General features: G+C 71.9%; 21 protein-coding genes and 1 pseudogene. 17 read left to right on the top strand and 5 right to left on the bottom strand.

Annotated elements, in window-relative coordinates; all coding sequences use genetic code 11:
• Window positions 1–47: 47 nt before the first annotated feature.
• A complete protein-coding gene (locus tag ACIRL2_RS08520) occupies window positions 48–860 on the top strand; it encodes an SGNH/GDSL hydrolase family protein (protein WP_395858703.1) in 813 nt (270 codons plus the stop codon).
• On the opposite strand, the gene ACIRL2_RS08515 is transcribed toward ACIRL2_RS08520, so the two are convergent.
• Window positions 850–1,857: a DUF5937 family protein gene (locus ACIRL2_RS08515; RefSeq protein ID WP_395858702.1), complete on the bottom strand. Its 1,008-nt coding sequence runs from the start codon at window positions 1,855–1,857 to the stop codon at window positions 850–852. The two genes, ACIRL2_RS08520 and ACIRL2_RS08515, sit on opposite strands and share 11 nt — an antisense overlap.
• Before the next feature lie 88 nt (window positions 1,858–1,945).
• Between ACIRL2_RS08515 and ACIRL2_RS08510 the strand changes: the two genes are divergently transcribed.
• The 4 genes from ACIRL2_RS08510 to ACIRL2_RS08495 all read left to right on the top strand — a co-directional run bounded on the left by ACIRL2_RS08510 (window position 1,946) and on the right by ACIRL2_RS08495 (window position 5,940).
• On the top strand, window positions 1,946–3,193 hold the full coding sequence (locus tag ACIRL2_RS08510) for an MFS transporter (protein WP_402231037.1): 1,248 nt from the start codon (window positions 1,946–1,948) through the stop codon (window positions 3,191–3,193).
• A 398-nt stretch (window positions 3,194–3,591) separates the two neighbouring features.
• Window positions 3,592–3,954 (top strand): YciI family protein, encoded by a 363-nt coding sequence (locus tag ACIRL2_RS08505; protein ID WP_402231034.1) that lies wholly within the window; start codon window positions 3,592–3,594, stop codon window positions 3,952–3,954.
• Window positions 3,951–5,201, top strand: coding sequence for an RNA polymerase sigma factor (locus ACIRL2_RS08500; protein WP_402231032.1), 1,251 nt, complete (start codon window positions 3,951–3,953; stop codon window positions 5,199–5,201). The genes ACIRL2_RS08505 and ACIRL2_RS08500 overlap by 4 nt, the downstream gene beginning before the upstream one ends.
• Before the next feature lie 172 nt (window positions 5,202–5,373).
• The gene (locus tag ACIRL2_RS08495) at window positions 5,374–5,940 is read left to right on the top strand and encodes a dihydrofolate reductase family protein (RefSeq protein WP_402231030.1); all 567 of its coding nucleotides are present in this window, start codon (window positions 5,374–5,376) and stop codon (window positions 5,938–5,940) included.
• 92 nt (window positions 5,941–6,032) lie between these two features.
• Here the strand turns inward: ACIRL2_RS08495 and ACIRL2_RS08490 are convergent, their stop codons facing one another.
• The gene (locus ACIRL2_RS08490) at window positions 6,033–6,545 is read right to left on the bottom strand and encodes a VOC family protein (protein ID WP_395858698.1); all 513 of its coding nucleotides are present in this window, start codon (window positions 6,543–6,545) and stop codon (window positions 6,033–6,035) included.
• 372 nt (window positions 6,546–6,917) lie between these two features.
• Between ACIRL2_RS08490 and ACIRL2_RS08485 the strand changes: the two genes are divergently transcribed.
• The gene (locus tag ACIRL2_RS08485; protein ID WP_402231028.1) at window positions 6,918–7,250 is read left to right on the top strand and encodes a hypothetical protein; all 333 of its coding nucleotides are present in this window, start codon (window positions 6,918–6,920) and stop codon (window positions 7,248–7,250) included.
• 242 nt (window positions 7,251–7,492) lie between these two features.
• Here ACIRL2_RS08485 and ACIRL2_RS08480 read toward each other — a convergent pair whose 3' ends face one another.
• Window positions 7,493–8,422, bottom strand: coding sequence for a MurR/RpiR family transcriptional regulator (locus tag ACIRL2_RS08480; RefSeq protein WP_395858689.1), 930 nt, complete (start codon window positions 8,420–8,422; stop codon window positions 7,493–7,495).
• A gap of 200 nt (window positions 8,423–8,622) precedes the next feature.
• Between ACIRL2_RS08480 and ACIRL2_RS08475 the strand changes: the two genes are divergently transcribed.
• The 9 genes from ACIRL2_RS08475 to ACIRL2_RS08435 all read left to right on the top strand — a co-directional run bounded on the left by ACIRL2_RS08475 (window position 8,623) and on the right by ACIRL2_RS08435 (window position 20,790).
• On the top strand, window positions 8,623–9,768 hold the full coding sequence (locus ACIRL2_RS08475; RefSeq protein ID WP_395858688.1) for a C45 family autoproteolytic acyltransferase/hydolase: 1,146 nt from the start codon (window positions 8,623–8,625) through the stop codon (window positions 9,766–9,768).
• A gap of 162 nt (window positions 9,769–9,930) precedes the next feature.
• Complete coding sequence (locus tag ACIRL2_RS08470) at window positions 9,931–11,577, top strand: ABC transporter substrate-binding protein (protein ID WP_395858687.1); 1,647 nt, start codon at window positions 9,931–9,933, stop codon at window positions 11,575–11,577.
• A 43-nt stretch (window positions 11,578–11,620) separates the two neighbouring features.
• On the top strand, window positions 11,621–12,571 hold the full coding sequence (locus tag ACIRL2_RS08465; RefSeq protein ID WP_395858686.1) for an ABC transporter permease: 951 nt from the start codon (window positions 11,621–11,623) through the stop codon (window positions 12,569–12,571).
• Window positions 12,568–13,446: an ABC transporter permease gene (locus ACIRL2_RS08460; protein ID WP_331770766.1), complete on the top strand. Its 879-nt coding sequence runs from the start codon at window positions 12,568–12,570 to the stop codon at window positions 13,444–13,446. Before ACIRL2_RS08465 ends, ACIRL2_RS08460 begins: the two co-directional genes overlap by 4 nt.
• Entirely contained in the window at window positions 13,446–14,456 is a 1,011-nt protein-coding gene (locus tag ACIRL2_RS08455) for an ABC transporter ATP-binding protein (RefSeq protein WP_402231023.1), read from the top strand. The genes ACIRL2_RS08460 and ACIRL2_RS08455 overlap by 1 nt, the downstream gene beginning before the upstream one ends.
• Complete coding sequence (locus ACIRL2_RS08450; protein ID WP_395858684.1) at window positions 14,453–15,274, top strand: ABC transporter ATP-binding protein; 822 nt, start codon at window positions 14,453–14,455, stop codon at window positions 15,272–15,274. Before ACIRL2_RS08455 ends, ACIRL2_RS08450 begins: the two co-directional genes overlap by 4 nt.
• A 232-nt stretch (window positions 15,275–15,506) precedes the next feature.
• Entirely contained in the window at window positions 15,507–17,465 is a 1,959-nt protein-coding gene (locus tag ACIRL2_RS08445; RefSeq protein WP_395858683.1) for a fibronectin type III domain-containing protein, read from the top strand.
• 150 nt (window positions 17,466–17,615) lie between these two features.
• Window positions 17,616–19,706 (top strand): fibronectin type III domain-containing protein, encoded by a 2,091-nt coding sequence (locus ACIRL2_RS08440; RefSeq protein WP_402231020.1) that lies wholly within the window; start codon window positions 17,616–17,618, stop codon window positions 19,704–19,706.
• A gap of 202 nt (window positions 19,707–19,908) precedes the next feature.
• A complete protein-coding gene (locus tag ACIRL2_RS08435) occupies window positions 19,909–20,790 on the top strand; it encodes an LLM class flavin-dependent oxidoreductase (RefSeq protein ID WP_402231017.1) in 882 nt (293 codons plus the stop codon).
• A gap of 86 nt (window positions 20,791–20,876) precedes the next feature.
• Here the strand turns inward: ACIRL2_RS08435 and ACIRL2_RS08430 are convergent, their stop codons facing one another.
• Entirely contained in the window at window positions 20,877–21,344 is a 468-nt protein-coding gene (locus ACIRL2_RS08430) for a pyridoxamine 5'-phosphate oxidase family protein (protein ID WP_395858680.1), read from the bottom strand.
• 64 nt (window positions 21,345–21,408) lie between these two features.
• A pseudogene (locus ACIRL2_RS08425) lies at window positions 21,409–21,999 on the bottom strand (HD domain-containing protein); the annotation flags it as partial.
• Window positions 22,000–22,347: 348 nt separating this feature from the next.
• Between ACIRL2_RS08425 and ACIRL2_RS08420 the strand changes: the two are divergent.
• Together ACIRL2_RS08420 and ACIRL2_RS08415 are read left to right on the top strand one after the other, a co-directional pair.
• Complete coding sequence (locus ACIRL2_RS08420) at window positions 22,348–22,983, top strand: hypothetical protein (RefSeq protein ID WP_395858678.1); 636 nt, start codon at window positions 22,348–22,350, stop codon at window positions 22,981–22,983.
• Between the two features lie 107 nt (window positions 22,984–23,090).
• Window positions 23,091–23,726 carry a TetR family transcriptional regulator gene (locus tag ACIRL2_RS08415; RefSeq protein ID WP_395858677.1) on the top strand — a complete coding sequence of 212 codons (636 nt, stop codon included), beginning with the start codon at window positions 23,091–23,093 and terminating at the stop codon, window positions 23,724–23,726.
• Window positions 23,727–23,752: the final 26 nt, after the last annotated feature.

The following is a 23,752-nucleotide window of genomic DNA, read 5'->3' as shown; positions in this document are numbered from 1 at the left end:
GGCCGATACCTCCGACAACGTGCATACGTTCCGGAGGAGATCCACTCGTGCCGTCGCCGTCCCGTGTCGCCGTCTCCCTCGCCGCCGCCGCGACCCTCGCGCTCGCGGGGATCGCCGCGCCCTCGGCCGCGGCACCCGCCGCCGTCACGGCGCCCGAGGGCGGTTACGCGGCACTGGGCGACTCGTACAGCTCGGGCGTCGGCGCGGGCGGATACCTCGCGGGCGGCGGCGATTGCAAGCGCAGCGCGAACGCCTACCCCGCGCTGTGGCAACAGGCGCACGCGGTGGCCGCGTTCGACTTCGTCGCGTGCTCCGGGGCGACCACGGCGGAGGTGCGCGCACGGCAACTGTCCGTGTTGGACGGCGACACCACGCTCGTGACGATCAGCGCGGGCGGCAACGACGTCGGCTTCGCCGAGACGATCAGGACCTGCGTCCTGGGCGGGGACCGGGACTGCTCGGACGCGGTGGCCCGGTCGATGGCGTACACGCGCGACCGGCTTCCCGCGGACCTGGACGACACCTACGCGCGGATCCGCCGGCAGGCGCCGAACGCACGGCTCGTGGTGCTGGGCTATCCGCGCCTGTTCGAACTCGGCACCTGCCTCCTGGGGTTGAGCGAGAGCAAGCGACGCGTGCTGGACCAGGCGGCCGACACCTTGGTGGAGACCACGGCGGGTCGCGCGGCGGCCGGCGGCGCCGATTTCGCGGACGTCCGGGATCGGTTCGCGGGGCACGGGGTGTGCGGCGCGCAGGAGTGGCTGCACGGGCTGACGTTGCCGGTCGACGAGTCGTACCACCCGACCGTCACGGGGCAATCCCGGGGATACCTCCCGAGCCTGGTGGCGATCACCGGCTGAGTGTCCCGCCGGGTCGGTCCGAACCCGCGGCCAACACCTCGCCGAGGGCGGTCTGTTGGTAGTGCACCGAGCGGCCCACCCGGATGCCGGTGATCAGATCGGCGCGGCGCAGCACGGCCAGGTGGTCGCCGACCGTTCCCAGGCCGAGGCCGAGCCGGGCCGCGAGCTGGGTGGTGGTGGCCCGGGTGGCCAGCGCGCGCAGGATCATCGCCCGCGTGGTGCCCAGCAGATCGGCCAGCGCGGCGTCGTCGGCGCGGGCCGGAGCACCCAGGAGTTCGGCCACGCCGCGCGCCGGATACACGATGGCGTACGGCCACGGCGGCTCCACGTAGGCGATGAACGCACCGAACGCCGACGGGACGAACAGCAGTCCGGCGCCGTCGAGCTTCACCGTGTCGGCCGCGTGGCCGGTCACCTCGATCACGCCCTCGTCGCGCCACCGCAGCCGCGGCGAGAGATCGCTCAGCGCCGCACCCCAGCCGTACGCCGCCAACCGCCCGGCGGTACGCACCAGATCGCGCTCCAACACCGCGCGCAGCGCCGGCCACCGCGGCTCCAGCAGCGTCGTCCACGCGGCCTCGATCGCGTCCGCCAATCGGGCGACCACGTCGGGGGAGTCGAGCAGCGCCCGGACCGAGGCCGAGGGCGGGCGCAACCCTTCCAGGTTGCGCGCGATCTCGCCGTGGGCGCGGGCCGCCGACGTGGCCCGCACCGCGGCGAGCTCGTCCCCGATCCCGGCCGGGGTCCCCGAGGGCGGCGGGTGCAGGAAGTCCGCGTTGTAGGCGCCGCGCCGATACAGCGTCGTCATCGCCGCGACCGCCGGCAGCTCCCGCCGCAGTCGCTCGTACGCCGGCCGCAGCCGCTCGATCCACGGCCGCAGCGGCCCGGCCTGATGGTTTCCCGACAACGTCCGCAGCACCATCACCGTCTCGCCCAGCGGGGAGATGCCGAACCTGCTGCGGGCCACGTCGGCCGGCCCGACCTCGATCCTGAGCATGCCTGGCCTCCCACTCGGCAGCCTGCCAGGTTTCGGTGCTGCCCGAAAGGTTGGCCGGCGCGCGGCGTGGCGCGGCACGCTCGCCCCCATGATCGGCGACGACGTCAAACCGGCGACCTACCGCGAGGTCTTCGCGGTGGGCGCCTTCCGGGTGCTGTTCGGTTCCTATGTCCTGCTGCTGATCGGCGACACCGTGCGGATGCTCGCGCTCGCGGTGCTCGTCTACGAACGGACCGGGTCGCCGGCGCTGTCCGCGCTCGCGTACGTCGCCGGGTTCGTTCCGCAGGCGCTCGGCGGTGCGCTGCTGCTCTCGCTCACCGACCGGGTGCCGGTGCGCGCGGCGATGGCCGGGTACGACCTGATCCGCTGCGCGCTCGCGCTGGTGCTCGCGCTCGACGTACTGCCGGTGTGGACGGTCCTGTTGCTGCTCGCGAGCGTCGGACTGGTCAGCCCGGTCGCGGGCGCCGCGCGCCAGCGCACACTGCCCGAACTGCTGCACGGCGACGCCTACGTACTGGGGCGCTCGGTGTTCGGGATGACCGCCGGCGCGACGCAGGTGCTCGGCTTCGCGGTCGGCGGCCTGCTGCTCGCGCTGGTCGGGTCGAGCGGCGCGCTGCTGTTCGCGGCGGCGACCGCGCTGGCTTCCGCCGTGGTCGTGCGCCTGGGCCTGGCGCCGGGGCCGCGCACCGAGCGCACCGGGTCGACCCGGGCCGAGGGCACGGTGCGCGCGACGCTGCGGGTCAATCGCGAACTGCTCGGCGATCGCACGGTGCGCGGCCTGCTGCTGGCCCAGTGGATCCCGGCCAACCTGGCCGTCGCCGCCGAGGGCGTGGTCGTCCCGTACTCCCCCGGTCACGCCGGTGTCCTGTACGGCTCGGCCGCCACCGGGATGTTGCTCGGCGACCTGGTGGTGGGGCGCTTCGTACGCCCGGCCCGCCGCGAGCGCCTGGCGCTGTGGCTCGCCCTGCAACTCGGCGTCCCGCTGCTGTTCTTCGCCGCGGGTCCGCCGCTGTGGGTGAGTGCCGGCCTGTTCGTCCTGTCCAGCGCGGGTCTGTCCTACCAACTCGGCCTGCAACGCCGCTTCCTGGAGGCTGTCCCGAAGGCCGGCACCGGCCAGGCGATGGGTCTGGCGATGACCGGCACGATGACCCTCCAGGGCCTCACGATGGCGGGCGCCGGAGCACTGGCCGGGGTGCTGGAACCGGCTCATGTGATCGTGCTGGTCGGGGCGGCGTCGATCGCCGGCACGCTGGCGATTCACCGGGTGCTGTTGCCGGGCCGGGTCGCGCGGGCGGTGATACCGGCTCCGGTGGCCGAACCGGGTCGGGTCGCCTGACCCCCGGACCCCACTCCCGATCGGGACCCGGGTCGATGAGGATCCCGGGTCCGGCCTTCGGCCGGAGCCCGGTGCGTTCGGGGGCATCCGGGGGCGGCGTGGGAGGTGGTCGTTCGGGGAACCCCGGAGGGGTCCGGGAGGGCGGAACTCCGGAGGTTCCGGGAGGGCGCGAGCGTCCTCGGCGCATCGATCCGACATTCTGTGCGCCGGGATGTCGAGAACCGTCGGCCGGCTCCGACCCGGTTGCGAGTGGCCCGCCGGGGGGATTCGGGAGACCGACCCCGAGCACCCCCGATCGGGCCGCCGCCCGGATCGGACCGAGCGGGGGCGCGGACCGCGTGGATCGTGTGCACCGTGTGGGCCGACCCGAACAGACCAGAGCGACCAGGAGGCACCCGATGAAGTTCATGCTGCTGATCCACAACCGCCCGGGATTCGTGGAGGAACTCTCCGAGGCGGAGCGCACCGAGTTGTTCGGCGGGGTCGACGCCCTGATGGCGGAGCTGACCGCGTCCGGGGAACTGCTCGGCGGCGAGGCGCTCGCCGATCCGGCGCAGACCCGGACGGTCCGGGTCCGTGACGGTGTACCGGCGGTCACCGATGGCCCGTTCGTCGAGGCCAAGGAGCACTTCGCCGGCTACCTGCTGGTCGAGTGCGAGAGCACCGAGCGAGCCGTCGAGATCGCCGCACGCTGGCCGGACGCCCGGTACTGGGCGATGGAGGTACGCCCGGTGATGACGGATTCCGGGACGGAGATGTGAGCCCGGACGCGCACGTCGAGGGCCTGCTGCGGGAACTGACCCCGCAGGTCCTCGGCGTGCTCGTCCGCCGGCACGGCCAGTTCGACGCCTGCGAGGACGCGGTCCAGGAGGCGCTGCTGGCCGCCACCGTGCAGTGGCCCGAGGAGGGGATCCCGGACAGTCCGTGGGGCTGGCTGCTCACCGTGGCCGACCGGCGGCTGATCGACCACTGGCGCAGCGAGCGGGCGCGGCGCAACCGCGAGGAGCGGCTCGCCGCGCGAGCCCCGGCCGACGAGCACGTCTCGCCCGCACCCGACGACGACGCGCCCGGCAACCGCGACGACACGCTGACCCTGCTGTTTTTGTGTTGTCACCCCGCGCTGACGGGGGCCTCGCAGGTCGCCTTGACGCTGCGCGCGGTCGGCGGCCTGACCACCGCGCAGATCGCCGACGCGTTCCTGGTGCCCGAGTCCACCATGGCGCAGCGCATCAGTCGGGCCAAACAGCGGATCAAGGCCGCCGGCGGTCGGTTCGGCGGTGCGGTCGGGCCCGAGTCGATCGAGCGCCTGGGCGCGGTGCTGCACGTGCTCTATCTGATCTTCAACGAGGGCTACACCGCCGGCTCGGGCCCCGATCTGCTGCGCACCGACCTGACCGGCGAGGCGATCCGGCTGACCCGCGCGCTGCGCCGGTTGCGGCCGGACGACGGCGAGGTGTCCGGCTTGCTCGCGCTGATGTTGCTGACCGATGCCCGCCGGGCCGCGCGTACCGCCCGGGACGGCGGACTGATCCCGCTGGCCGAGCAGGACCGGAGCCGCTGGAACGCGGAGGCGATCCGCGAGGGCACCGAGTTGGTCACCGACGCGCTCACGTGGGGACCGCCGGGGCCGTACCAGGTGCAGGCCGCGATCGCCGCGGTGCACGCGGAGGCGGCGCACGCCGACGATACGGACTGGCCGCAGATCCTCGCGCTGTACCGACTGCTCGCGCACCTGTCGCCGGGCCCGATGGTCACCCTCAACCAGAGCGTCGCGGCGGCGATGGTGCACGGCCCCCGAGCCGGCCTGGATCTGCTCGACACACTGGCCGAGGACGAGCGGATGACCGGCCACCACCGTTTCTGGGCGGTCCGCGGCCATCTGCTCGAACTGGCGGGCGACGGCGAAGCGGCCCGGGAGGCGTACCGCACGGCTGCCCGCCGGACCACCAGCCTGCCGGAGCGGCGCTACCTGGAGATACGCGCGGCGCGGATGACCGGCGAGGGGTGATCCCGATGACCGGCGGGGTACCCGGGCACGGGGCACCTTCGCCCGCCCGTGCACCCGTTCGTGCAGGGGTTCGAAAACTTTTCCCGGGAATCCGCCGGGAGGTGTCGAGGACCGCGACCCGGCTCCGACCTCTCCGTGAGAACACCGAAGACCGACACTGCGGGAGCCCGACATGCGCAAGATCCTCTACATGGTCCACCAGTCGCTCGACGGTTACATCGAGGGCCCCAGGGGCGAATTCGACTGGCCGGTGATGGGCCCGGAGCTGTCCGACTTCGGGCAGACGCTGAACGCGGGGGTCGACACGTTCCTGTACGGCCGGGTCGTGTGGGAGATGATGGCCGGCTACTGGCCGAACGTCGAGACGATCTCCACCGACCCGCACGACCTGCGGTTCGCGCCGGTCTGGCGGGCGACCCGGAAGGTCGTCGTCTCGGCCACGCTGGAGCGGGCCGAGTGGGGCGCCGAGGTGATCGGCGCGAACCTCGCCGAGGACATCGCCGCGCTCAAGCGGGAGCCCGGCAAGGACATCCTGCTCACCGGCGGGGCCGGACTGGCCAACGCGCTCACCGGGCTCGGCGAGATCGACGAATACCTGGTCTTCGTGCACCCGGTGATCCTCGGCGGCGGCAAGCCGGTCTTCCGAGCCGACGAGACCCGGCACCCGCTGGCGCTGGTCGAGTCGCGGACGTTCGACGCGCGCACCGTCCTGCTGCGCTACGAACGAGTGGGCGAGTAGCGGTCGTTCCCGTTTCGGCGGCGGCCCCCGGCGGTTCGGCCCGGGAGCCGGCGGGCCGCGGCCCCCAGTCCTCGGCCCCCAGTCCTCAGCCCTCAGCCCGGAAGATTGCCGGCCGCGCGGTCGGCGAGCCAGCCGTCCAAGGCGGTTCGGGCCTCGGCGGCGTCCTGTTCGGTCAACGGGCGGGACTGGTGGGTGATTTCCAGGTGCACGCCGTTGGGGTCGAAGCAGTACACCGAGTACCAGACGCCTTCGTGGTCGATCGGGCCCCGGACCTCGACCCCGTGTCGACGGATCTGCTCGGCCATCGCGTCGACTTCGGCGACGGAGTCCACGGCGAGCGCGACGTGCCGGGTCCACCATTCGAGACCGTCGGGCACGGGCGCGTACGCCTTCGCCACGTCGAAGAACGCGATGCACTCACCGCTCGCGAGCGCGTAGAAGACGTGCAGGAAGGGCGCGGTGACCTCGCCGCTGCTGGTGGTCCGGGACTCTTCGCGGACCGCGCCCACGAGTTCGGCACCGACCGCCTCGGTCCAGAAGCGGTGTGTCGCGACCAGATCGCGGGTCTGGTAGGCGAGGTGGTTCAGCGCTACCGGTACGGCCATGCCGTGCTCCTGTTCGCCCGACGGTGAGCAACTTCGGTGCACCATGCACGATATCGAGAACACGGCCGTCCCGACACCGCGTCGACGACGACAACGGCGCGCCCGCCGCACCCGACGTCGCTTCCTCGAGTCGCCCGAACTCAGGGCGGCCCGCCGGCGGGCACGAGACCTTCCGGGTGATCGCCGAGGTGCTGGACTGCGGGGACCCGACCCGATAGCGGCCGACGCTTCCGGCGAACACCCACCGGTCCTGCCGGCGGTGCGCCGGAACCCTGTAGCCACCGCCCTCCGCCCGCCACCTGCCACCGGTCGGCGGTGGATCGGGGGGAGGCGCCGGCGCGTGGTTGTCGCACCCCTGGGTAGGTTTCGATCATGACTGCCTCAGCCGCCCGCCCGACACCGGGTCAGGATTCCGGCGGCCCCCGACCACCCGTCGGGACCGTCCCGTTGGCCCCGCGCCTGGCCTGGGCCGGAATCGCGCTACCCGTCTTCATCGTGGCCGCCACGCTGTGCGCCGTGGCCGCCGACATCGACTTGGCCGCCGCCCGAGCGTTGTGGATCCTTGCCGCGGCCCTCTGCGCGACCGCGGCCCTGATCGCCTGGGCCGACATCCTGGTCGTCGTACATCGTCGCCGCCCGGACCCCCGTGCCACCACGTCCGCCCCGCCGGTCGAGAACGCCGGACCCGCCTCGACGGCCGATTGAGAATGACCACCGCGGTTCGAAGCAAGCAGACGGCTCACCCGGGACGCGTCTGCCGGATCGGCGTGCGACTTCGCTGTGGCCGGCCGCGTGGTTGTGGGCCCGCGCGGTTGGCGCGGTGGGCCGCTACGCGTACGTGGGTGGCGCAGCGGGTGGTGCGGTAGCGCTGGGGGCTCGGCGGCCGGCGCCTTCTCGCTCGGGATGCCGGCCCCCGCCGAAGCGCCGGCCCCGGCCGAAGCCCCGCCTCAGCGCCGGGGCCGGCCCTCCTTCGGCTCCAGCAACTGCGCCCGCAGGGCCGTCAGTTGATGGGAGTGCTCGACCGAGCGGGTCTCGTCCAACGAGGCGACCGCCAGCAGCAGCGCGTCGCTGAGCACGATCGCGGACAGTGACTCGGCGGTTATGCCGGTCGGGGTGTGCGGCGCGTACAGGACCGCGTCCGCGGTGTCGGCCAGGCGTTCGACCAGTTCGTCGGTGACCACCACGATGCGGGCGCCGACCACCCGGGCGTGGTCCAGGAGCACCTCCATGTCGCGCAGGAAGCGGCCCGGGACGAACATCACCACCACATCCGCGTGGCGCAGCGTGAGTAGTTCGTCGGCCAGTCCGAAGCCCGTGGTGCCGACGAAGCGGGCCCGGCGGCCCATCCGGTTGAGCTTGAGCGCGAGGTGGCGGCCGGCCAGTTCGGAGGCGCCGACGCCGTACGCGAGCACCTCGCTCGCGTCGGCGAGCAACTGGGTGGCCAGCCGGAAGGCGTCCGCGTCGAGGTTGGCCCGGCCGTGCTCCAGTCGCTCGATCGCCTCGTCGTAGACCCGGGCCCGGATTCCGTCGAGGTCCTGGCCGACCTGGCTGATCCGCTGCCGGAGCCTGACCTCGGGGGCCACGTCCGTGCTGAAGTCGGCGGCGATGTCGCGCTTGAGCGCGGAGAGTCCGCCCAGGCCCAGTCGTTGCAGAGTGCGCACCACCGTGGCGTTGCTGACGCCGATGCTCGCGCCCAGGTCCTGCGCGCTGGCGAAGAGCACCTGCTCGGGGGAGCAGTTGGTCAGATAGCGGGCCACGTTCCGCTCGGCCGGCGACAGGTCGGCCCACTGATCGCGGATCGCCGCCCGGAGCCGAGCCAGCGCCGGATTCTGCGGTTGTTGTTCGCTCACGCCTCTTGACTCCCCGGTATCAACCATTACTCTCCTCATGCAACGTGCAATACATGTTACCGCGAACTCGTAATGAACATTACGACACGTGGTGCGACGAGCAGTGCGACGAGCGTTACGACACGTGTCACGACACGCGTCGCGGCGATCGTCACCGGACTCGCGGACCCCAGGACAGCGTGCAGCACCCGCAACGCTGCCGAACCCCCAGCACCCCAGGAGACGACGTGAGTGGCGTGTCCCTTCCCACCATCGAGATCGCCGGCGAGCCTCGAACCCGCGGTCGCCAGTACGGCGAAGGGGCGAGCGCGCTGATTCGTACCGCCGTCGACTACTACACCGAGGCCTTCGGCGCGGCCGGTGGCCTGACCTGGCGCCAGGTCACCGAGCGGGCCGAACACTGGCTCGCCCCCTCCCGCGCCTTCGCCCCCGACCTGGTCGAGGAGATGGCCGGGATCGCCGAGGGCGCCGGCCTCGACCTGCTCGACATCCTCGCGCTCAACGCCCGAGGCGAGATCATCTACGACGACACCTTCGCCGAGATGGGAGTACCCGCGCCGGCGGAGAATCCCGACGGCTGCACCTCCTTCGCGTTGCTCGACCAGGCCTCCGGTGACGGCCACGTGTACGCGGGCCAGAACTGGGACTGGCGCTACGGCGTGCGCGAGACGGTCATGGTCGTGCGTGTCGTGCAGCCCGGCAAGCCCACCGTGGTGATGCAGGTCGAGGCGGGCCAGATCGGCCGGCAGGGTGCCAACTCGGCCGGCATCGCGCTCAACGCCAACGGCCTCGGCGGGCGCTTCGACCACGCCGTCGGCATCCCGCAGACGCTGATCCGCCGCCGGGTGCTGGACTGCGCCAACCCGGCCGAGGCGCTCGACGTGCTCTTCCGCACCCGCGCGCACATCGCCAGCAACGCCCTGCTCACCCACCGCGAGGGTTTCGCGATCGACATCGAGACCACCCCCGGCGCGAACGGCTGGATGTACCCCACCGACGGCCTGCTCGTGCACGGCAACCACTACCAGGCCTTCATGCCGGCGCAACTGGCCGCGAGCTACCGTCCCTCGGCTCCGGATTCGCTGCTTCGCGTACCGCGCGCCGAGGCCGGACTGCGGCGCTGCCGGGACGCCGGCGACCCGGCCGAGACCCGCAAGCTGATCCACGCCGCGATGTCCGACCACCTCGGCTACCCCGAATCGTTGTGCACCCACCCGGATCCGGCCCGACCGGCGGTCCGGCAGTGGGCGACGCTGCTCTCCAGTTGCGTCGACCTGACCACGGGCGAATACCGCGTCACCGCCGGCACCCCGTGCGACCACGAATACGAACTCCTGCCCTGGAACCTGCACGACGGACCCGGCGGCGCCTGAAGGCCCCGCCCCGGCGGCGCCCGGAGGCCACCCGCCCCGACAGCGCCCGGAAGCCACCGGCTCCCGTGGCGCCCGAAGCCCACACCCGTCCCGGGCCGCGCCCGAAGCACGCCCGCCCCGGCGCCCCACCCCACCCTCCCCCCGCATCCCCCGGAGAGTCGCATGTCCCGCACTCGCACCCTCACCGCGCTCGGACTGGCCGCCCTGCTCGGCCTGACCACCGCCTGTTCCGCCAAGAACGCCGGCGGCAACAACGCGGCCGGCGCCCCCGGCAAGCCCGCCGACCTCGCGCTGACCGACACCACCGCCAAGGCCGCCGGCGCGGTGGACAACGTCAAATGGCTGCTGGCCAAGGAACCCAAGTCACTGGACCTGGACGTCAGATCCGACAGCGACTCCAACGCGGTGCTCGCCAACGTCTGCGAACGACTGTTCCAGACCCAGCCCGATCTGAGCATGCGCCCGCACCTGGCCGACTCGGGCATCTACACCGACCCCACGACGCTCGTGCTCAAGCTGCGCGCCGGCGTCACCTTCCACGACGGTTCGCCGATGACCGCCGACGACGTGGTGTGGAGCCTGCGCCGGCACGCGGCCGACGGCAACAACGAGTCGGACGAGTTCGAGCGCGTGCAGTCCATCGAGCGCACCGGCGACGCCGAGGTCACCGTGCGGCTCAAGGAGCCCGACGCGCTGTTCACCAAGGCGCTGGCGGGCAACGCGGGCATCGTGCTCGACCGCGAGCAGGCCGAGCCCGCGGGCAAGGACTACGGCACGCCCGGGCGCACCGACGCCTGCTCGGGGCCGTACACGCTCAAGGAGTGGAAGGCCGGCAGCCGGATCACCCTGGAGCGCTACGACGCCTACTGGGACAAGTCCCGCAAGCCGCTGGTGCGTTCGGCCACCTTCGGTTGGGCGGACGAGAACGCCATGGTCAACAGCATGACCACCGGCGCCGCCGACGGCACCTACCTCACCACGATGAGCGCGGTGCCGCCGCTGGCCGGCAACGGCGCGCTCACCGTCTCCTACGGCTCCTCCTCACGTGCCTGGACGCTGATCCCCACCGAGCGCGGCGGGATGAAGGACCCGCGCGTGCGGCGCGCGCTCTCGCTCGCGCTGGACCGCCAGGGCATCGCCAAGGCCGCCTTCGCCGGACTCGCCACGCCGTGGAAGACCCCGCTGGGACCGGGCGCGTGGGGCTACGAGAAGGCCACCTTCCAGGCCGGCTACGACGCTCTGCAAGGCGCTCCGGCGCAGCCCACCGCCGCCGACCTGGACGCGGCGAAGAAGCTGATCGCCGAGGTCGGCCCCGCCGCGCCGACCCTGGTGGTCGCCAACGACGGCACGCCCACCCGCAACCTGATCGCCAACGCGGTGGTGGACGCCGCCCGCAGAATCGGCCTCAAGGCCGAGATCAAGACCATGTCGGGCGCGGACTTCACCTCGCTGTACACCGACCAGGCGCTGCGCAAGAGCGTCGACATGTTCGCCGACGACTGGTACATCTCCAAGGCCGACCCGGCCGGCTTCTACGACAACGCGCTCACCGGCTCGAACAACAACTGGGTCGGCTTCAGCTCGCCCGAGTACGACAAGGTCGTCAACGAGGCACTGCGTACCACCGACGACGCGGCCCGGGCCAAGCTGCTGGTGGAGGCCGAGCGCCGGTTCACCGCGGACGCGGTGTGGTTGTCGCTGGTCCAGGTGCCCAACGTGCTGATCACCAGCGCCAAGCTGACCGGCGCGCCGGCCTCGATGGCCAACGTCGCCTACCCGTGGCTGGCCGACCTCGGCGCCAAGGGCTGATCCCACCAAGCCCGTTCCCGTCGCCTTCGGAGGTGTCACCACCATGCCCGCCCGCGCCCTGCGCATCACCCTTGGGCTGCTCGTCACCCTGTTCGCCGCGTCCTTCGTGATCTTCGGCGCGATCTACGCCGCCCCCGGCGATCCGGCCGCGTTCCTGGTCGGCGGACAGGAGGACGCGACGCCGGAGAAACTGGCCGCCGTCCGGGCCGCCTACCACCTCGACGACCCGCTGTGGGTGCAGTACGGGGACTGGATCGGCGGCGTCCTGCACGGCGACCTCGGCCGCTCGATGCAGTACCACGACCAGGTTGCGGACCTGGTGTCCTCGCGCGTGCCCACCACGCTGTTCCTGGTCTGCTATTCCGCCGTGCTGTTCGTGGTGGTCGGGATCGCCCTCGGCGTGTTGTCCGCGGTGCGCGGCGGGCGGGTCGACTCGATCATCGTCGCCGTCACCACGCTGCTCGCGTCCATCCCCAAGTTCGTCAAGGCCCTGGCCCTGGTCGCCTTCCTCGGCGTGCAGTTGGGCTGGTTCCCGGTCACCGGCGCCGGTGAGGGCTTCGGCGACCGGCTCTACCACCTCACGCTGCCGGCGCTCTCGCTCGCGCTGGGCGAACTCGCCGTGGTCAGCCGGGTGACCCGGCAGAGCATGCTGGAGCAGTACGCGCAGGACCATGTCACCGTGGCCCGTGCGGCGGGCCTGTCCGAGTTCAAGGTGATCCGTCGACATGTGCTGCGCAACGCGCTGGCGCCGGTGGTCACCATGTGCGGCCTGATCACCGCGAGCCTGTTCGCGGGCACCGTGGTGGTGGAGACCGCGTTCGGGATCAGCGGGATGGGCTCGCTGCTGGTCCAGGCGATCAACACGCACGACTTCCCGGTCACCCAGGCCGTGCTGCTGCTCATGGTGCTCGCGTACATGCTCGTCACCACGCTCGTCGACCTCGTCCACCCGCTGATCGATCCGCGGGTGCGCCTCGAAGGAAGCGCCGCATGACTCTTCTCCAAGCCGGCGCGCGGCCCGTCCCGGCGGCGCCCTCGAAGCCGGCCCGTCCCAGAAAGCGGACTTGGCCGATCTCGTTCCGGATCGCGGCCGGATTCCTGCTGCTGACCGCGTTGGCGGCGGTCCTGGCGCCGCTGGTGGCGCCGTACGAACCGGACGCGATCGACCTGAACGCCTCGCTCGCGGTGCCGGACGGCGCGCACGTGTTGGGCACCGACCAGTCCGGGCGGGACCTGCTCTCGCGGGTGCTGCACGGCGCCGGGCCGAGCCTGGTGGCGCCGCTGGCGCTGCTCGCGCTCGCGTCGGTGATCGGCATCGCGCTGGGCACGCTGGCCGCGTGGCACGGCGGCTGGGTGGACGCGTTCGTCTCGCGCGTCACCGACGTGATGTTCGCCTTTCCCGGGCTGTTGTTCGTGATCCTGATCGTGTCGGTGTTCGGCGACGGGCTGACCACCGCGGTGATCGCGCTCGCGCTGGCCTATTCGCCGGTGGTGGCGAAGTACACCCGCAGCATCGCGCTGGCCGAGCGGGCCAAACCGTACATCGACGCCTACCGGGTGCAGGGCATGGGCGGATTCGCGATCTGCGTACGGCGGTTGGTGCCCAACCTGGCGCCGTCGCTGATCGGCTACCTGGTGCTGATGTTCGGTCAGGTACTGATGGGCATGGCCACGCTCAGCTACCTGGGCTTCGGCGCCCAGCCGCCGAGCTCGGAATGGGGCCTGATGGTCAAGGAGGGGCAGGCCGCGCTGGTGCAGGGCGCGTTGTGGCCTGCCCTGGTGCCCGGCACCGCGATCGCCCTGGTCGTGGTGGCCTTCAATGTCGTCGGCGTGCGGATCTCCGACCGCCTGGGGGTGAGGGAACGTTGATGGTCGAAAACAAGACGGACGCGGTGGACGAACTGCTGGAGATCCGGGACCTGACGGTCGAACTCCCGGGCACGGGCGCGCGACGCCCGGTGCTGGACGGGGTGGACCTGCGGGTGCGCCGGGGCGAGGTGGTCGGCCTGGTCGGCGAGTCCGGATCGGGCAAGTCCACCACCGCCAAGGCAGTGTTGCGGATGCTCCCGCGCGACGCGCACGTCCACGGCCGGGTGGACGTGGCCGGGCGTGACGCGCTCACCCTCGACACCGGCGAACTGCGCGAACTGCGGGCCCATCGGGTGGCTATGGTGCACCAGGACCCGCGCTCCTCGCTCAACCCGGTGCGCCGGATCGGCGACTTCCTGACCGAACGACTGATCCACACCCTGGACCGGCCGAAGGCGCAGGCGTATGCCGAGGCGCTGCGCCTGCTGGAGGCGGTCGGCATCGTGCGCCCGGCCGAGCGGTTGCGGCAGTTCCCGCACGAACTGTCCGGCGGGATGCTCCAGCGGGTGGTGATCGCGGCGGCGCTCGCGGGCGATCCGGAACTGCTGCTCGCGGACGAGGCGACCAGCGCGCTGGACGTGACCACGCAGGCCGAGATCCTGGCCATCCTGCGCGAGCACCGGACCGGGCGCGGCCTGGGTCTGCTGTTCATCACGCACGACCTGCACCTGGCGGCGGCCTACTGCGACCGGGTGTACGTGATGTACGCGGGGCGCGTGGTCGAGGAGCGCACCGCCGCGAGCCTGTTCGAGGATCCGCGTCACCCGTACACCGCCGGTCTGTTGGCCTGCACGCCCGAGCTGGGCGACCCGCGCCCGATCCGGCCCATCCCCGGCCGGCCGCCGTCGCTGGACGACGCCTTCCCCGGCTGCCCGTTCGTGGCGCGTTGTCCGGTGGCGGAGACCGCGTGCGAGACCTGGCGGCCGGTCGCCCGCGAACTTCCCGACGGCGGCCGGGTGACGTGCCGCAGCACCGACCTGGACCACCCCGCGGAGAAGGTGCTCGGATGACCACCCCTGCTCTTGAAGTACACGGCCTGTGCCGCGAGTTCGCGCTCCCGGGTCGGCGCGCAGAGCGCACGGTCGCGGCGTCCGACATCTCCTTCACCGTGCCGCCGGGCGGCTCGCTCGGCCTGGTCGGCGAGTCCGGTTCGGGCAAGACCACGATCGCGCGGATGCTGGTCGGGCTGATCCGTCCGGACGCGGGCACCATCGCGGTGGACGGGCGCCCGCGAGCGGCGCGGGCCAAGGGCGGTCCGGAACGACTGCGTCGGGCCCGGGAGATCCAGATGGTCTTCCAGGACCCGTACGTCTCGCTGGACCCCAGGCTCACCGCCGCCCAGTGCGTGGCCGGCGTCCTGCGGCTGCACGGCGAGGCGGATCGCGATCGACGAGTGCGCGAACTGCTGGACCAGGTCGGTCTGGGCACCCGCGAGGCCGACGCCCGGCCGCACCGACTCAGCGGCGGGCAGCGGCAACGGTTGTCCATCGCCCGGGCGTTGGCGGCCCGGCCCAGGGTGCTGGTGCTGGACGAGGCGGTCTCCGCGCTGGACGTGTCGATCCAGGCGCAGATCCTGCACCTGCTCACCGAACTGCGCAAGGAGACGAACGTCGCGTTGGTCTTCGTCAGTCACGATCTCGCGGTGGTTCAGCAGGTCACCGACGACATCCTGGTGCTGTATCGGGGGGTCGCGGTGGAACAGGGACCCACCGCCGACATCCTGACCGACCCGCGCCACGCGTACACCCGCCTCCTGGTCGGATCCGCCCCGCGTCCGGGCTGGGACCCGGCCTCGGTGGCCGGATTGCGCAAGGCACTCACCGTGTGAGCAGGGTGCGCGGAGAGCGGTGAAAAACGGGCGTGGGGACGGGAATCGGACCGCTGCGGAGCGTAACCGGTTGGGGACGGCGAGGTAAACGGAGTCGGATCGCGGGGAAAACCTTGACACGCTCTATTGGTCTGGACCACTTTGGCCTAGACCATTAGCGCGCAGGGCGGGCTGACGCGCACGCGGTCGCACGACTTCCACCTACATCGCTTCTCCACGCACGGAGGCAGTAGTGGCACGCGTTTCGCACGTTCCGCGAGCGAAGTCCCCTCGCCGCGGACACCCCACCCTCGCCGCACTCGCGGCGCTCACCCTGGCCGGCGCCGGACTGACCGTCGCGGTCGCCGGCAGCGCGCAGGCCGCGGACAACCTGGTGAGCAACCCCGGCTTCGAGAACGGCCTCGCCGGCTGGACCTGTTCGGCCGGTTCCGGGGCCTCGGTGAGCACTCCGACGCATGCCGGCACCGGCGCGCTCAAGGCCACTCCGGCGGGCTCCGACAACGCCCGTTGCGCACAGACGGTCACGGTGCTGCCCAACTCGGCCTACACGCTGAGCGCCTGGGTCCAGGGCAGCTACGTGTACCTGGGGGCAACGGGCACCGGCACCACCGACCCGTCCACCTGGACGCCGGGTGCCGGAACGTATCAGCAACTCACCACCACGTTCCGCACCGGCGCCTCGACCACCTCGGTCACCGTCTACACGCACGGCTGGTACGGCCAACCGGCCTACTTCGCCGACGACATCGTGCTCTCCGGCCCCGGCGGCAGCACCCAGATCCCGGCGGTGCCCACCGGCCTGGCCGCCGGCGCGCCGACCTCGTCGAGCGTGCCGCTGTCGTGGAACCCCGTTCCCGGCGCCACCGGTTACAACGTGTACCAGAACGGCACCAAGGTGCAGTCGGTGACCGGGACCACCGCGAACATCACCGGGTTGACCCCCTCGACCGCGTACGGCTTCCAGGTCAGCGCGACCAACTCGGCGGGCGAGTCGGCCAAGTCGGCGACGGTCACCGCGACCACCACCGGCGGCGGCACCCAGATCCCGGCCACCCCCACCGGCCTCGCGGCCGGCGCGCCGACCGCCTCCAGCGTCCCGCTGTCGTGGAACTCCGTTCCCGGTGCCACCGGTTACAACCTCTATCAGGACGGCACCAAAGTGCAGTCCGTGACCGGGACCGGCGCGACCGCCGGCGGTCTGACCGCGTCCACCTCCTACAGCTTCCAGGTCAGCGCGACCAACGCGGCGGGCGAGTCGGCCAAGTCGGCCGCGGTGACCGCGACCACCACCGGCGGCGGGGGCGGCGGCCAACTGCCCAAGCACGTACTCACCGGCTACTGGCAGAACTTCAACAACGGCGCGACCGTGCAGACCATCGCCCAGGTGCCCGCCGAGTACGACATCATCGCCGTCTCCTTCGCGGACGCCACCGGCACCCCGGGCGGCGTCTCGTTCACCCTGGACCCGGCGCTGAACTACTCCGAGGCGGCGTTCAAGGCCGACATCGCGGCCAAGAAGGCGGCCGGCAAAAAGGTGATCATCTCGGTCGGCGGCGAGAAGGGCACCGTCTCGGTCAACAGCTCCGCGTCGGCGACCAACTTCGCCAACACGTTGTACACACTGATCCAGAACTACGGGTTCGACGGTGTGGACATCGACCTGGAGAACGGCATCAACTCCACCTACATGACCCAGGCGCTGCGCTCGCTGTCCGGCAAGGTCGGCGCGGGCCTGGTGATCACCATGGCGCCGCAGACGCTGGACATGCAGTCCACCGGCACCGAGTACTTCAAGACCGCGCTGGCGATCAAGGACATCCTGACCGTCGTCAACACCCAGTACTACAACAGCGGCGCGATGCTCGGCTGTGACGGCAAGGTGTACAGCCAGGGCACGGTCGACTTCATGACCGGCCTCGCCTGCATCCAGCTCGAAGGCGGCCTGGCCCCCTCGCAGGTCGGCCTCGGTCTGCCCGCGTCGCCGCGCGGCGCCGGATCCGGCTACGTGCCCCCGAGCGTGGTCAACAACGCGCTCGACTGCCTGACCAAGGGCACCGGCTGCGGCACGTTCAAGCCGAGCAAGACCTACCCGGGTCTGCGCGGTGCGATGACCTGGTCGACCAACTGGGACGCCCTGAACGGCAACCAGTTCTCCAACACGGTCGGCCCGCACCTCGACACGCTCCCGTAGCGCGTCGCGCCCGGGCCGGACCACGCGACCGGCCCGGGCGCGGCCCCATCCCGCTCGGCCCGGGCCGGCCCCCGCTCGGCCGGCCCGGCTCAGCTCAACCACGCTCGGTCCCGCCCCGCCCAGTCCCGTTCCGACCACGCGAGGATTCCCATGTCCGGATCCACCAGCGTTCGTCCCCCCAAACGGCTGCGCCCCCTCGTGGCCGCGGCAAGCACCGCCCTGTTGACCGCCGCCATGCTCACCGCCGCCGGCGGCACCGCCGACGCGGTCGATGCCGCCGAACTCGTCCGCAACGGCGGCTTCGAGTCCGGCATGTCCGACTGGACCTGTAGCGCCGGCAGCGGAGCCACCGTCAGCACCCCAGTGCACGGCGGCACTTCCGCCCTGAAGGCGACCCCGGCCGGCAGCGACAACGCGCGCTGCGTCCAGACCGTCACCGTGCAACCCTCCTCCGACTACGTGATCTCCGGCTGGGTACGCGGCAGTTACGTATACATCGGCGCGAGTGGCACCGGCACCACCGACCCGGCCACCTGGACCGGCTCCGCGCCGGACTGGACCCGGCTGACCACCACGTTCCGCACCGGCCCCAACACCACGTCGGTGACCCTGTACACGCATGGCTGGTACGGCACCGGCGCCTACTACGCCGACGACCTGGCCCTGACCGGCCCCGGCGGCGGCACCCAGATCCCGGCGGTGCCCACCGGGCTCGCGGCGGGCACGCCGACCGCCTCCAGCGTGCCGCTGTCGTGGACCGCGGTGCCCGGCGCGACCGGCTACAAGGTCTACCGCGACGGGGTGTTGGCCCAGACGGTCACCGGCACGAGCGCGACCGTCACCGGCCTGACCCAGGCGACGACGTACGGCTTCCAGGTCAGCGCCACCAATTCGGCCGGCGAATCGGCCAAGTCGGCGACCGTGAGCGCGACCACCTCCGGCGTCGTCGTGGTCCCGGCCACCCCCACCGGCCTGGCCGCCGGTACGCCGACCGCCACGACCGTGCCGCTGTCGTGGACCGCGGTGCCCGGCGCGACCGGCTACAACGTCTACCGCAACGGCACGTTGGCCCAGACGGCGACCGGGCCCAGTGCCACGGTGACCGGACTCACCCCGGCCACCGCCTACAACTTCCAAGTCAGCGCGACCAACTCGGCGGGCGAGTCGGCCAAGTCGGCGGCCGTCACGGCGACCACCGGCACCGACGGCGGAGGCGGCCAACTGCCCCCGCACGCGCTGGTCGGCTACCTGCACGCGAGCTTCGCCAACGGGGCGGGCTACACGAAAATGGCCGACGTACCCGCGAGTTGGGACGTGATCAACCTGTCCTTCGGCGAGCCGACGTCGGTCACCTCCGGCGACATCCGGTTCGTGCGCTGCCCGGTCACCGAGTGCCCGAGCGTGGAGAGCGACGCCGACTTCAAGGCCGCCATCAGGGCCAAGCAGGCGGCCGGCAAGAAGGTGCTGATCTCGATCGGCGGGCAGAACGGCCAGGTGCAACTGTCCACCACCGCCGCGCGGGACAAGTTCGTCGAATCGGTCGGCAGGATCATCGACGAATACGGACTGGACGGCCTGGACATCGACTTCGAGGGCCACTCGCTGTCGCTGAACACCGGCGACACCGACTTCAAGAACCCGACCACACCGGTGATCGTCAACCTGATCTCGGCGGTCAAGACGCTCAAGGCCAAGTACGGCAGCCGATTCGTGCTCACCATGGCGCCCGAGACGTTCTTCGTGCAGATGGGTTACCAGTACTACGGGTCGGGACAGTGGGGCGGCCAGGACCCGCGCTGTGGTTCCTACCTGCCGGTCATCTACGCCCTGCGCGACGACCTGACCCTGCTGCACGTCCAGGACTACAACTCCGGCTCGATCATGGGCCTGGACAACCAGTACCACAGCATGGGCGGTGCCGACTTCCACATCGCGATGACGGACATGCTGCTCGCCGGCTTCCCGGTCGCGGGCAACACCAACAACGTGTTCCCGGCACTGCGGCCCGAACAGGTCGCGATCGGCATGCCGGCCTCGGTCCAGGCGGGCAACGGCTGGGTGTCCACCACCGAGGTGAACAAGGCACTCGACTGCCTGACCAAGGGCAGCAACTGCGGAAGCTACACGCCACGCGGCGGCGTACGGCCGAACCTGCGCGGGCTGATGAGCTGGTCGATCAACTGGGACCGATTCAACAACCTCGAGTTCTCCCGCAACTTCGACAACTACTTCGGTAGCTGACCGGAGCACGGTTCCGCCGCTGGGGCGTGCCCCGGCCCGATCCACCCGATGCGACTCGGCTGCCGCCGTCCCCCGGCAGCCGAGTCTCCCGAAGCGACCCCCGCCGCCGGCACCCACGAGAGACCGGCGGCGGGCCGGTCCACCCCGCGTCCGGCGCGCCGGCCATTGTTCCCGTCGACCCGATGCGGCACCATCCGGCGGCATGGACATAGCGATGACCCTGCCGACCATGCTGCCCCACGGACGCGACGAGGTACTGCGCTGGTGTCGCGGCATCGACGAGGGTCCGTGGTCGAGCCTCGCGGTACCGGAGCGCATCACCTACACCAGCCACTCGCTCACCGTGCAACTCGCCGCGGCCGCCGCGCTGACGGAGCGGGTCCGGCTGTGGACCACGATCGTGATCCTGCCGTCGCACAACGCGGTCCGGATGGCCAAGGACCTGGCCTCGGTGGACCGACTGAGCGCGGGACGACTGACCGTCGGGATCGGGGTCGGCGGTCGTGAACAGGACTACCGCGCGGTCGGCGCCCCGTTCGAGCGGCGTTGGCAACGCATGGACGACCAGGTCGCGACGATGCGCTCGATCTGGGCCGGCGAGCCGCCCGCACCCGACCTGGAACCGGTCGGACCGCCCCCGATCCAGGCGGGCGGACCGCCGCTGGTCGCCGGGGCCATGGGCCCGATGGCGACCGCCCGGGCGGCGCGTTGGGCCGCCGGCGTCGACGACGGCTCCGCCGTGGCGGCACCGGATCCCGACACGCTGCGCGACGTCGCCGAGCGGGTCCGGGGCGCGTGGCGCGACGCGGGCCGCACCGACCGACCACACCTGTCCACGAGCCTGTGGTACGCCCTGGGTACCGACGCCGAATCCCGGCTGCGCGCCTACGCGTTCGACTATCTGAAGGTCTTCGGTGAGCAGATCGGCGAGGCCGTCGCCGAGAACGTCACCGCGTACACGCCCGAGGCGCTGCGCAAGGCCGTCGACACCGTCCGCGAGGCCGGTTTCGACGAACTCTTCCTGGTCCCCACCACGGCGGACCCCGACGAACTCGAGCGCACGCGCGAGGCGTTGGAGTCCTAGGACACGCCCCGGACGCACGGACCGCGAAGTGCCGGGATCCCACCGGCGGGAGCACTCCGGCCGGTGGGTGCCCGCGGCGGTGCCGGCTACGGAACGAGCCAGGTGCCGTCGCGCAGGAGGTCGCGGCCCTTGATCTCGTTGGCCTCGCGCCAGGCCTGGACCAGACGCGGACGGACCCGGAAGTAGTGGTAGGACGTGGTGAGTACACGCGGATCGAAACCGATCCTGGCGGCGAACGTGTCGCCGAGGTCGTCGGCGATGTCCGCCGCCGGGAACGCCTCGGCGGTGGCCTCGATCAGCACTACGTCCCGAGTGGGTCCGATACCGAGCCGCAGGGTGCCGCCGGCCAGCAGGTTGCGAGCGGTGGGGCTCGCCGAGGCGGTGGCCATCAGCAGCGTTTCGCCCTCCCACAGGAAGGACAGCGGTACCAGGTACGGCGTTCCGGTCTGCGCGTCGGCGGTGGCCACCCACGCGTCGACGTCGTTCTCGAGCCGATCGAGGGTGTCCTGCTTGCGCTGCTCGGCGGTACGGGCGGAGGGTGGCGGTGGGGTCACGATGACGGTGCCTCCGGATCGGTGCTCTCGGCTGTCGGGCGGTTCTCGCGAGTGATCGTCGCGGGTGGCCGAACTCGGTCGCGAGCGCGTCGAGTTCGGGCGTACCGAACTCCGCCTTCAGCGCCTCGAACGTGACCACCTTGTCGTCCCCGAAGCGGCGGATCCTGGCCGCGAACGTGTCGGGGCGCAGGAAGCGCGGCGGATTCGACTTGCTGTGGAACTTGTCCGCGTACATCACCAGCCGCTCCTCGGCGGACTCCGCGACGTAGTCGTCGACCGGGATCGGCAACTGTTGGCTCACCACGTCGTGTCGGGTCAATCCGACACCCGTGTGGCACGAGCAGAAGCGGTGCAGCGAGTCGTCCAGGCCCTCCTTGCGCAGGATCTCCGCACCGAGCAGCCCGTGGCGCACGTAGTTGGCGCCGTCCAGTCGGCCGTTCTCGTCGTAGAGGCGGTAGACCCCGATGTCGTGCAGCAGACACCCGGCCCGGACCAGATCGCGGTCCACGTCCGCGCCGCCGGGGCCGGCCGTCAGGTGATCGGCGATCCGCCAGACGATGTGGCAGTGCGTGTGCACCTTCTCGAAGATCGCCCGGCTCGGTGCGTAGGCCTTGTGCAGTGCGGTGATCTCGGCGACCGTCGGAAGTTGTGCCATTCGGGGAGCCTAACCGAGAGGCCGTCGGGTTTGTCCCCATGGGCGGCGGGCCCGCGTGGCGGCAACTGCCCGCGGCGCGACCGGCCGTCCCGTCGCGGGCTCGGCGCCGTGCCGGGAACGGTCCCGGAATGCGCCGTGTGCCCGTGTGAACGTGGCTTCACGCAGCGCGAGTTCGATGTTCGGCCGCCCCGACGGGTACCCTCGTGGTTGCCTGATGTTCGCCCGGTCGATCCTGCGGGGGCATCCCGGGATCGGGCAACGTGGAGGGGCGACGGCCGGCGACGTGCTCGCACGCTCGGGCGGGTCCGTCCGCGACCGACGGCCATCCCAGCGAACCAGGACACCGCGATGACCCCGACCACGCTCGCAGGGCGCGCTCCCGCCGGGCGCACCGACCACCACACGTTCATCGCGATCGAGGGACCGCCCGGAGCCGGCGGCGCCGCGCTGGCGGACACCCTCGGCACCGCGCTCGGTTGTACGCCGATCGCCGGGCGCGCCGAATCGATCCGCCTGGATGCCCGACCCGGCTACGGCCTGGGCCTGGCCGGGCTGCTCCGGGCCGACGCGCTCGTCAAGCGGCAGCGGCCGGCCGGGCCGGTGGTCGTGCACACCTGGGCGGCCGGAGTCGCCGCCGACGGTGCGGCGATCTACCGCGCCGACGGGACCCGGCTCAGTGCCCAGGTCGCCGAGTACCGGGCCGTGTTGGAGCAGCCGACCGTCACCGTCCACCTCACCGGGTCGGCCCGCACGCTGCGCGACCGGTTGTCCGCGCAGCAGGTGCTGTCCGCCGACGACCGGGGCTGGCTCACCCGCCGGGGCGCGCTCGAACGGGTCGCGGAGGCGCACGTCGCGCTCGCGCTCGAGGCAGATCCCCGGCACGCGATCGTGGTCGACATCGACGGATGCGGTTCGCGGTCGGTGGCGGACGTGGTGTTCGCCGGACTGCACGCGCGCGAGATCGGGGTCGTGGACGCGGCATAGGTCGTCGCGGGCCCGGCCGGCGATGGTGCCCCGGACCCCGGGGGAGTGCGCGTCGCCCGGCGCAGCACCCGACGCCCACCGCGGCGGTCTCCCGTAAGGTGCCGCGCATGAGCGGTGAGATGGGGCTGCGGGAGCGGAAGCGGTTGCGGATGGCGGCGAACATCTCCGACGTCGCGATCGGATTGTTCCTGGCCAGGGGCTTCGACGCGGTGTCGGTGGCCGAGGTCGCCGAGGCCGCGGAGGTCTCCAAACCGACGCTGTTCCGGTACTTCCCGACCAAGGAGGACCTGGTGCTGCATCGGTTCGCCGACCACCAGGACGAGGCCGGCCGGGTGGTGGCCGGGCGACCCGAGGACGTCTCCGCGCTGACGGCGCTGCGCCGCCACTTCCTGGCCGGGCTGGATCGGCACGATCCGGTGACCGGACTCAGCGACGACCCGCAGGTACTGGCCTTCCACCGACTGCTGTACGGAACCCCCGCGCTGCTCGCCCGCGTGTTCGCGTACACCGAGGGCGCCGAGGAGGCGCTGGCCGCCGCGCTGGGCGGCCCGGACGAGGTCGAGGCGCGCCTGGCGGCCGGCCAGATCATCGCGGTGCAACGGATCCTGGCCCGGGAGAACTGGCGGCGGATCGCGGCGGGCGAGCGCGCGGCGGACCTGCGCGCGGTGGCCGGCGCGACCGCGGAACGGGCCTTCGACCAACTGGAGGCGGGGCTGACCCGCTACGGAAGCGTTACTCGGTAACATATTTAACCGAGTTGCATTACCCT

The organism is Embleya sp. NPDC127516 (assembly GCF_044765325.1).
Taxonomy (GTDB): Bacteria; Actinomycetota; Actinomycetes; order Streptomycetales; family Streptomycetaceae; genus Embleya.
The sequence above is the reverse complement of the archived record's forward strand: the minus strand, read 5'-3'. Positions and strand labels throughout refer to the sequence as shown.

Coding starts and splice junctions, on each gene's coding strand:
- ACIRL2_RS08440 (WP_402231020.1), top strand. CDS start 17,616: ATGTCCGGATCCACCAGCGTTCGTCCCCCCAAACGGCTGCGCCCCCTC.
- ACIRL2_RS08480 (WP_395858689.1), bottom strand. CDS start 8,422: ATGGTTGATACCGGGGAGTCAAGAGGCGTGAGCGAACAACAACCGCAG.
- ACIRL2_RS08485 (WP_402231028.1), top strand. CDS start 6,918: ATGACTGCCTCAGCCGCCCGCCCGACACCGGGTCAGGATTCCGGCGGC.
- ACIRL2_RS08495 (WP_402231030.1), top strand. CDS start 5,374: ATGCGCAAGATCCTCTACATGGTCCACCAGTCGCTCGACGGTTACATC.
- ACIRL2_RS08490 (WP_395858698.1), bottom strand. CDS start 6,545: ATGGCCGTACCGGTAGCGCTGAACCACCTCGCCTACCAGACCCGCGAT.
- ACIRL2_RS08510 (WP_402231037.1), top strand. CDS start 1,946: ATGATCGGCGACGACGTCAAACCGGCGACCTACCGCGAGGTCTTCGCG.
- ACIRL2_RS08415 (WP_395858677.1), top strand. CDS start 23,091: ATGAGCGGTGAGATGGGGCTGCGGGAGCGGAAGCGGTTGCGGATGGCG.
- ACIRL2_RS08450 (WP_395858684.1), top strand. CDS start 14,453: ATGACCACCCCTGCTCTTGAAGTACACGGCCTGTGCCGCGAGTTCGCG.
- ACIRL2_RS08420 (WP_395858678.1), top strand. CDS start 22,348: ATGACCCCGACCACGCTCGCAGGGCGCGCTCCCGCCGGGCGCACCGAC.
- ACIRL2_RS08460 (WP_331770766.1), top strand. CDS start 12,568: ATGACTCTTCTCCAAGCCGGCGCGCGGCCCGTCCCGGCGGCGCCCTCG.
- ACIRL2_RS08505 (WP_402231034.1), top strand. CDS start 3,592: ATGAAGTTCATGCTGCTGATCCACAACCGCCCGGGATTCGTGGAGGAA.
- ACIRL2_RS08435 (WP_402231017.1), top strand. CDS start 19,909: ATGGACATAGCGATGACCCTGCCGACCATGCTGCCCCACGGACGCGAC.
- ACIRL2_RS08515 (WP_395858702.1), bottom strand. CDS start 1,857: ATGCTCAGGATCGAGGTCGGGCCGGCCGACGTGGCCCGCAGCAGGTTC.
- ACIRL2_RS08455 (WP_402231023.1), top strand. CDS start 13,446: ATGGTCGAAAACAAGACGGACGCGGTGGACGAACTGCTGGAGATCCGG.
- ACIRL2_RS08465 (WP_395858686.1), top strand. CDS start 11,621: ATGCCCGCCCGCGCCCTGCGCATCACCCTTGGGCTGCTCGTCACCCTG.
- ACIRL2_RS08470 (WP_395858687.1), top strand. CDS start 9,931: ATGTCCCGCACTCGCACCCTCACCGCGCTCGGACTGGCCGCCCTGCTC.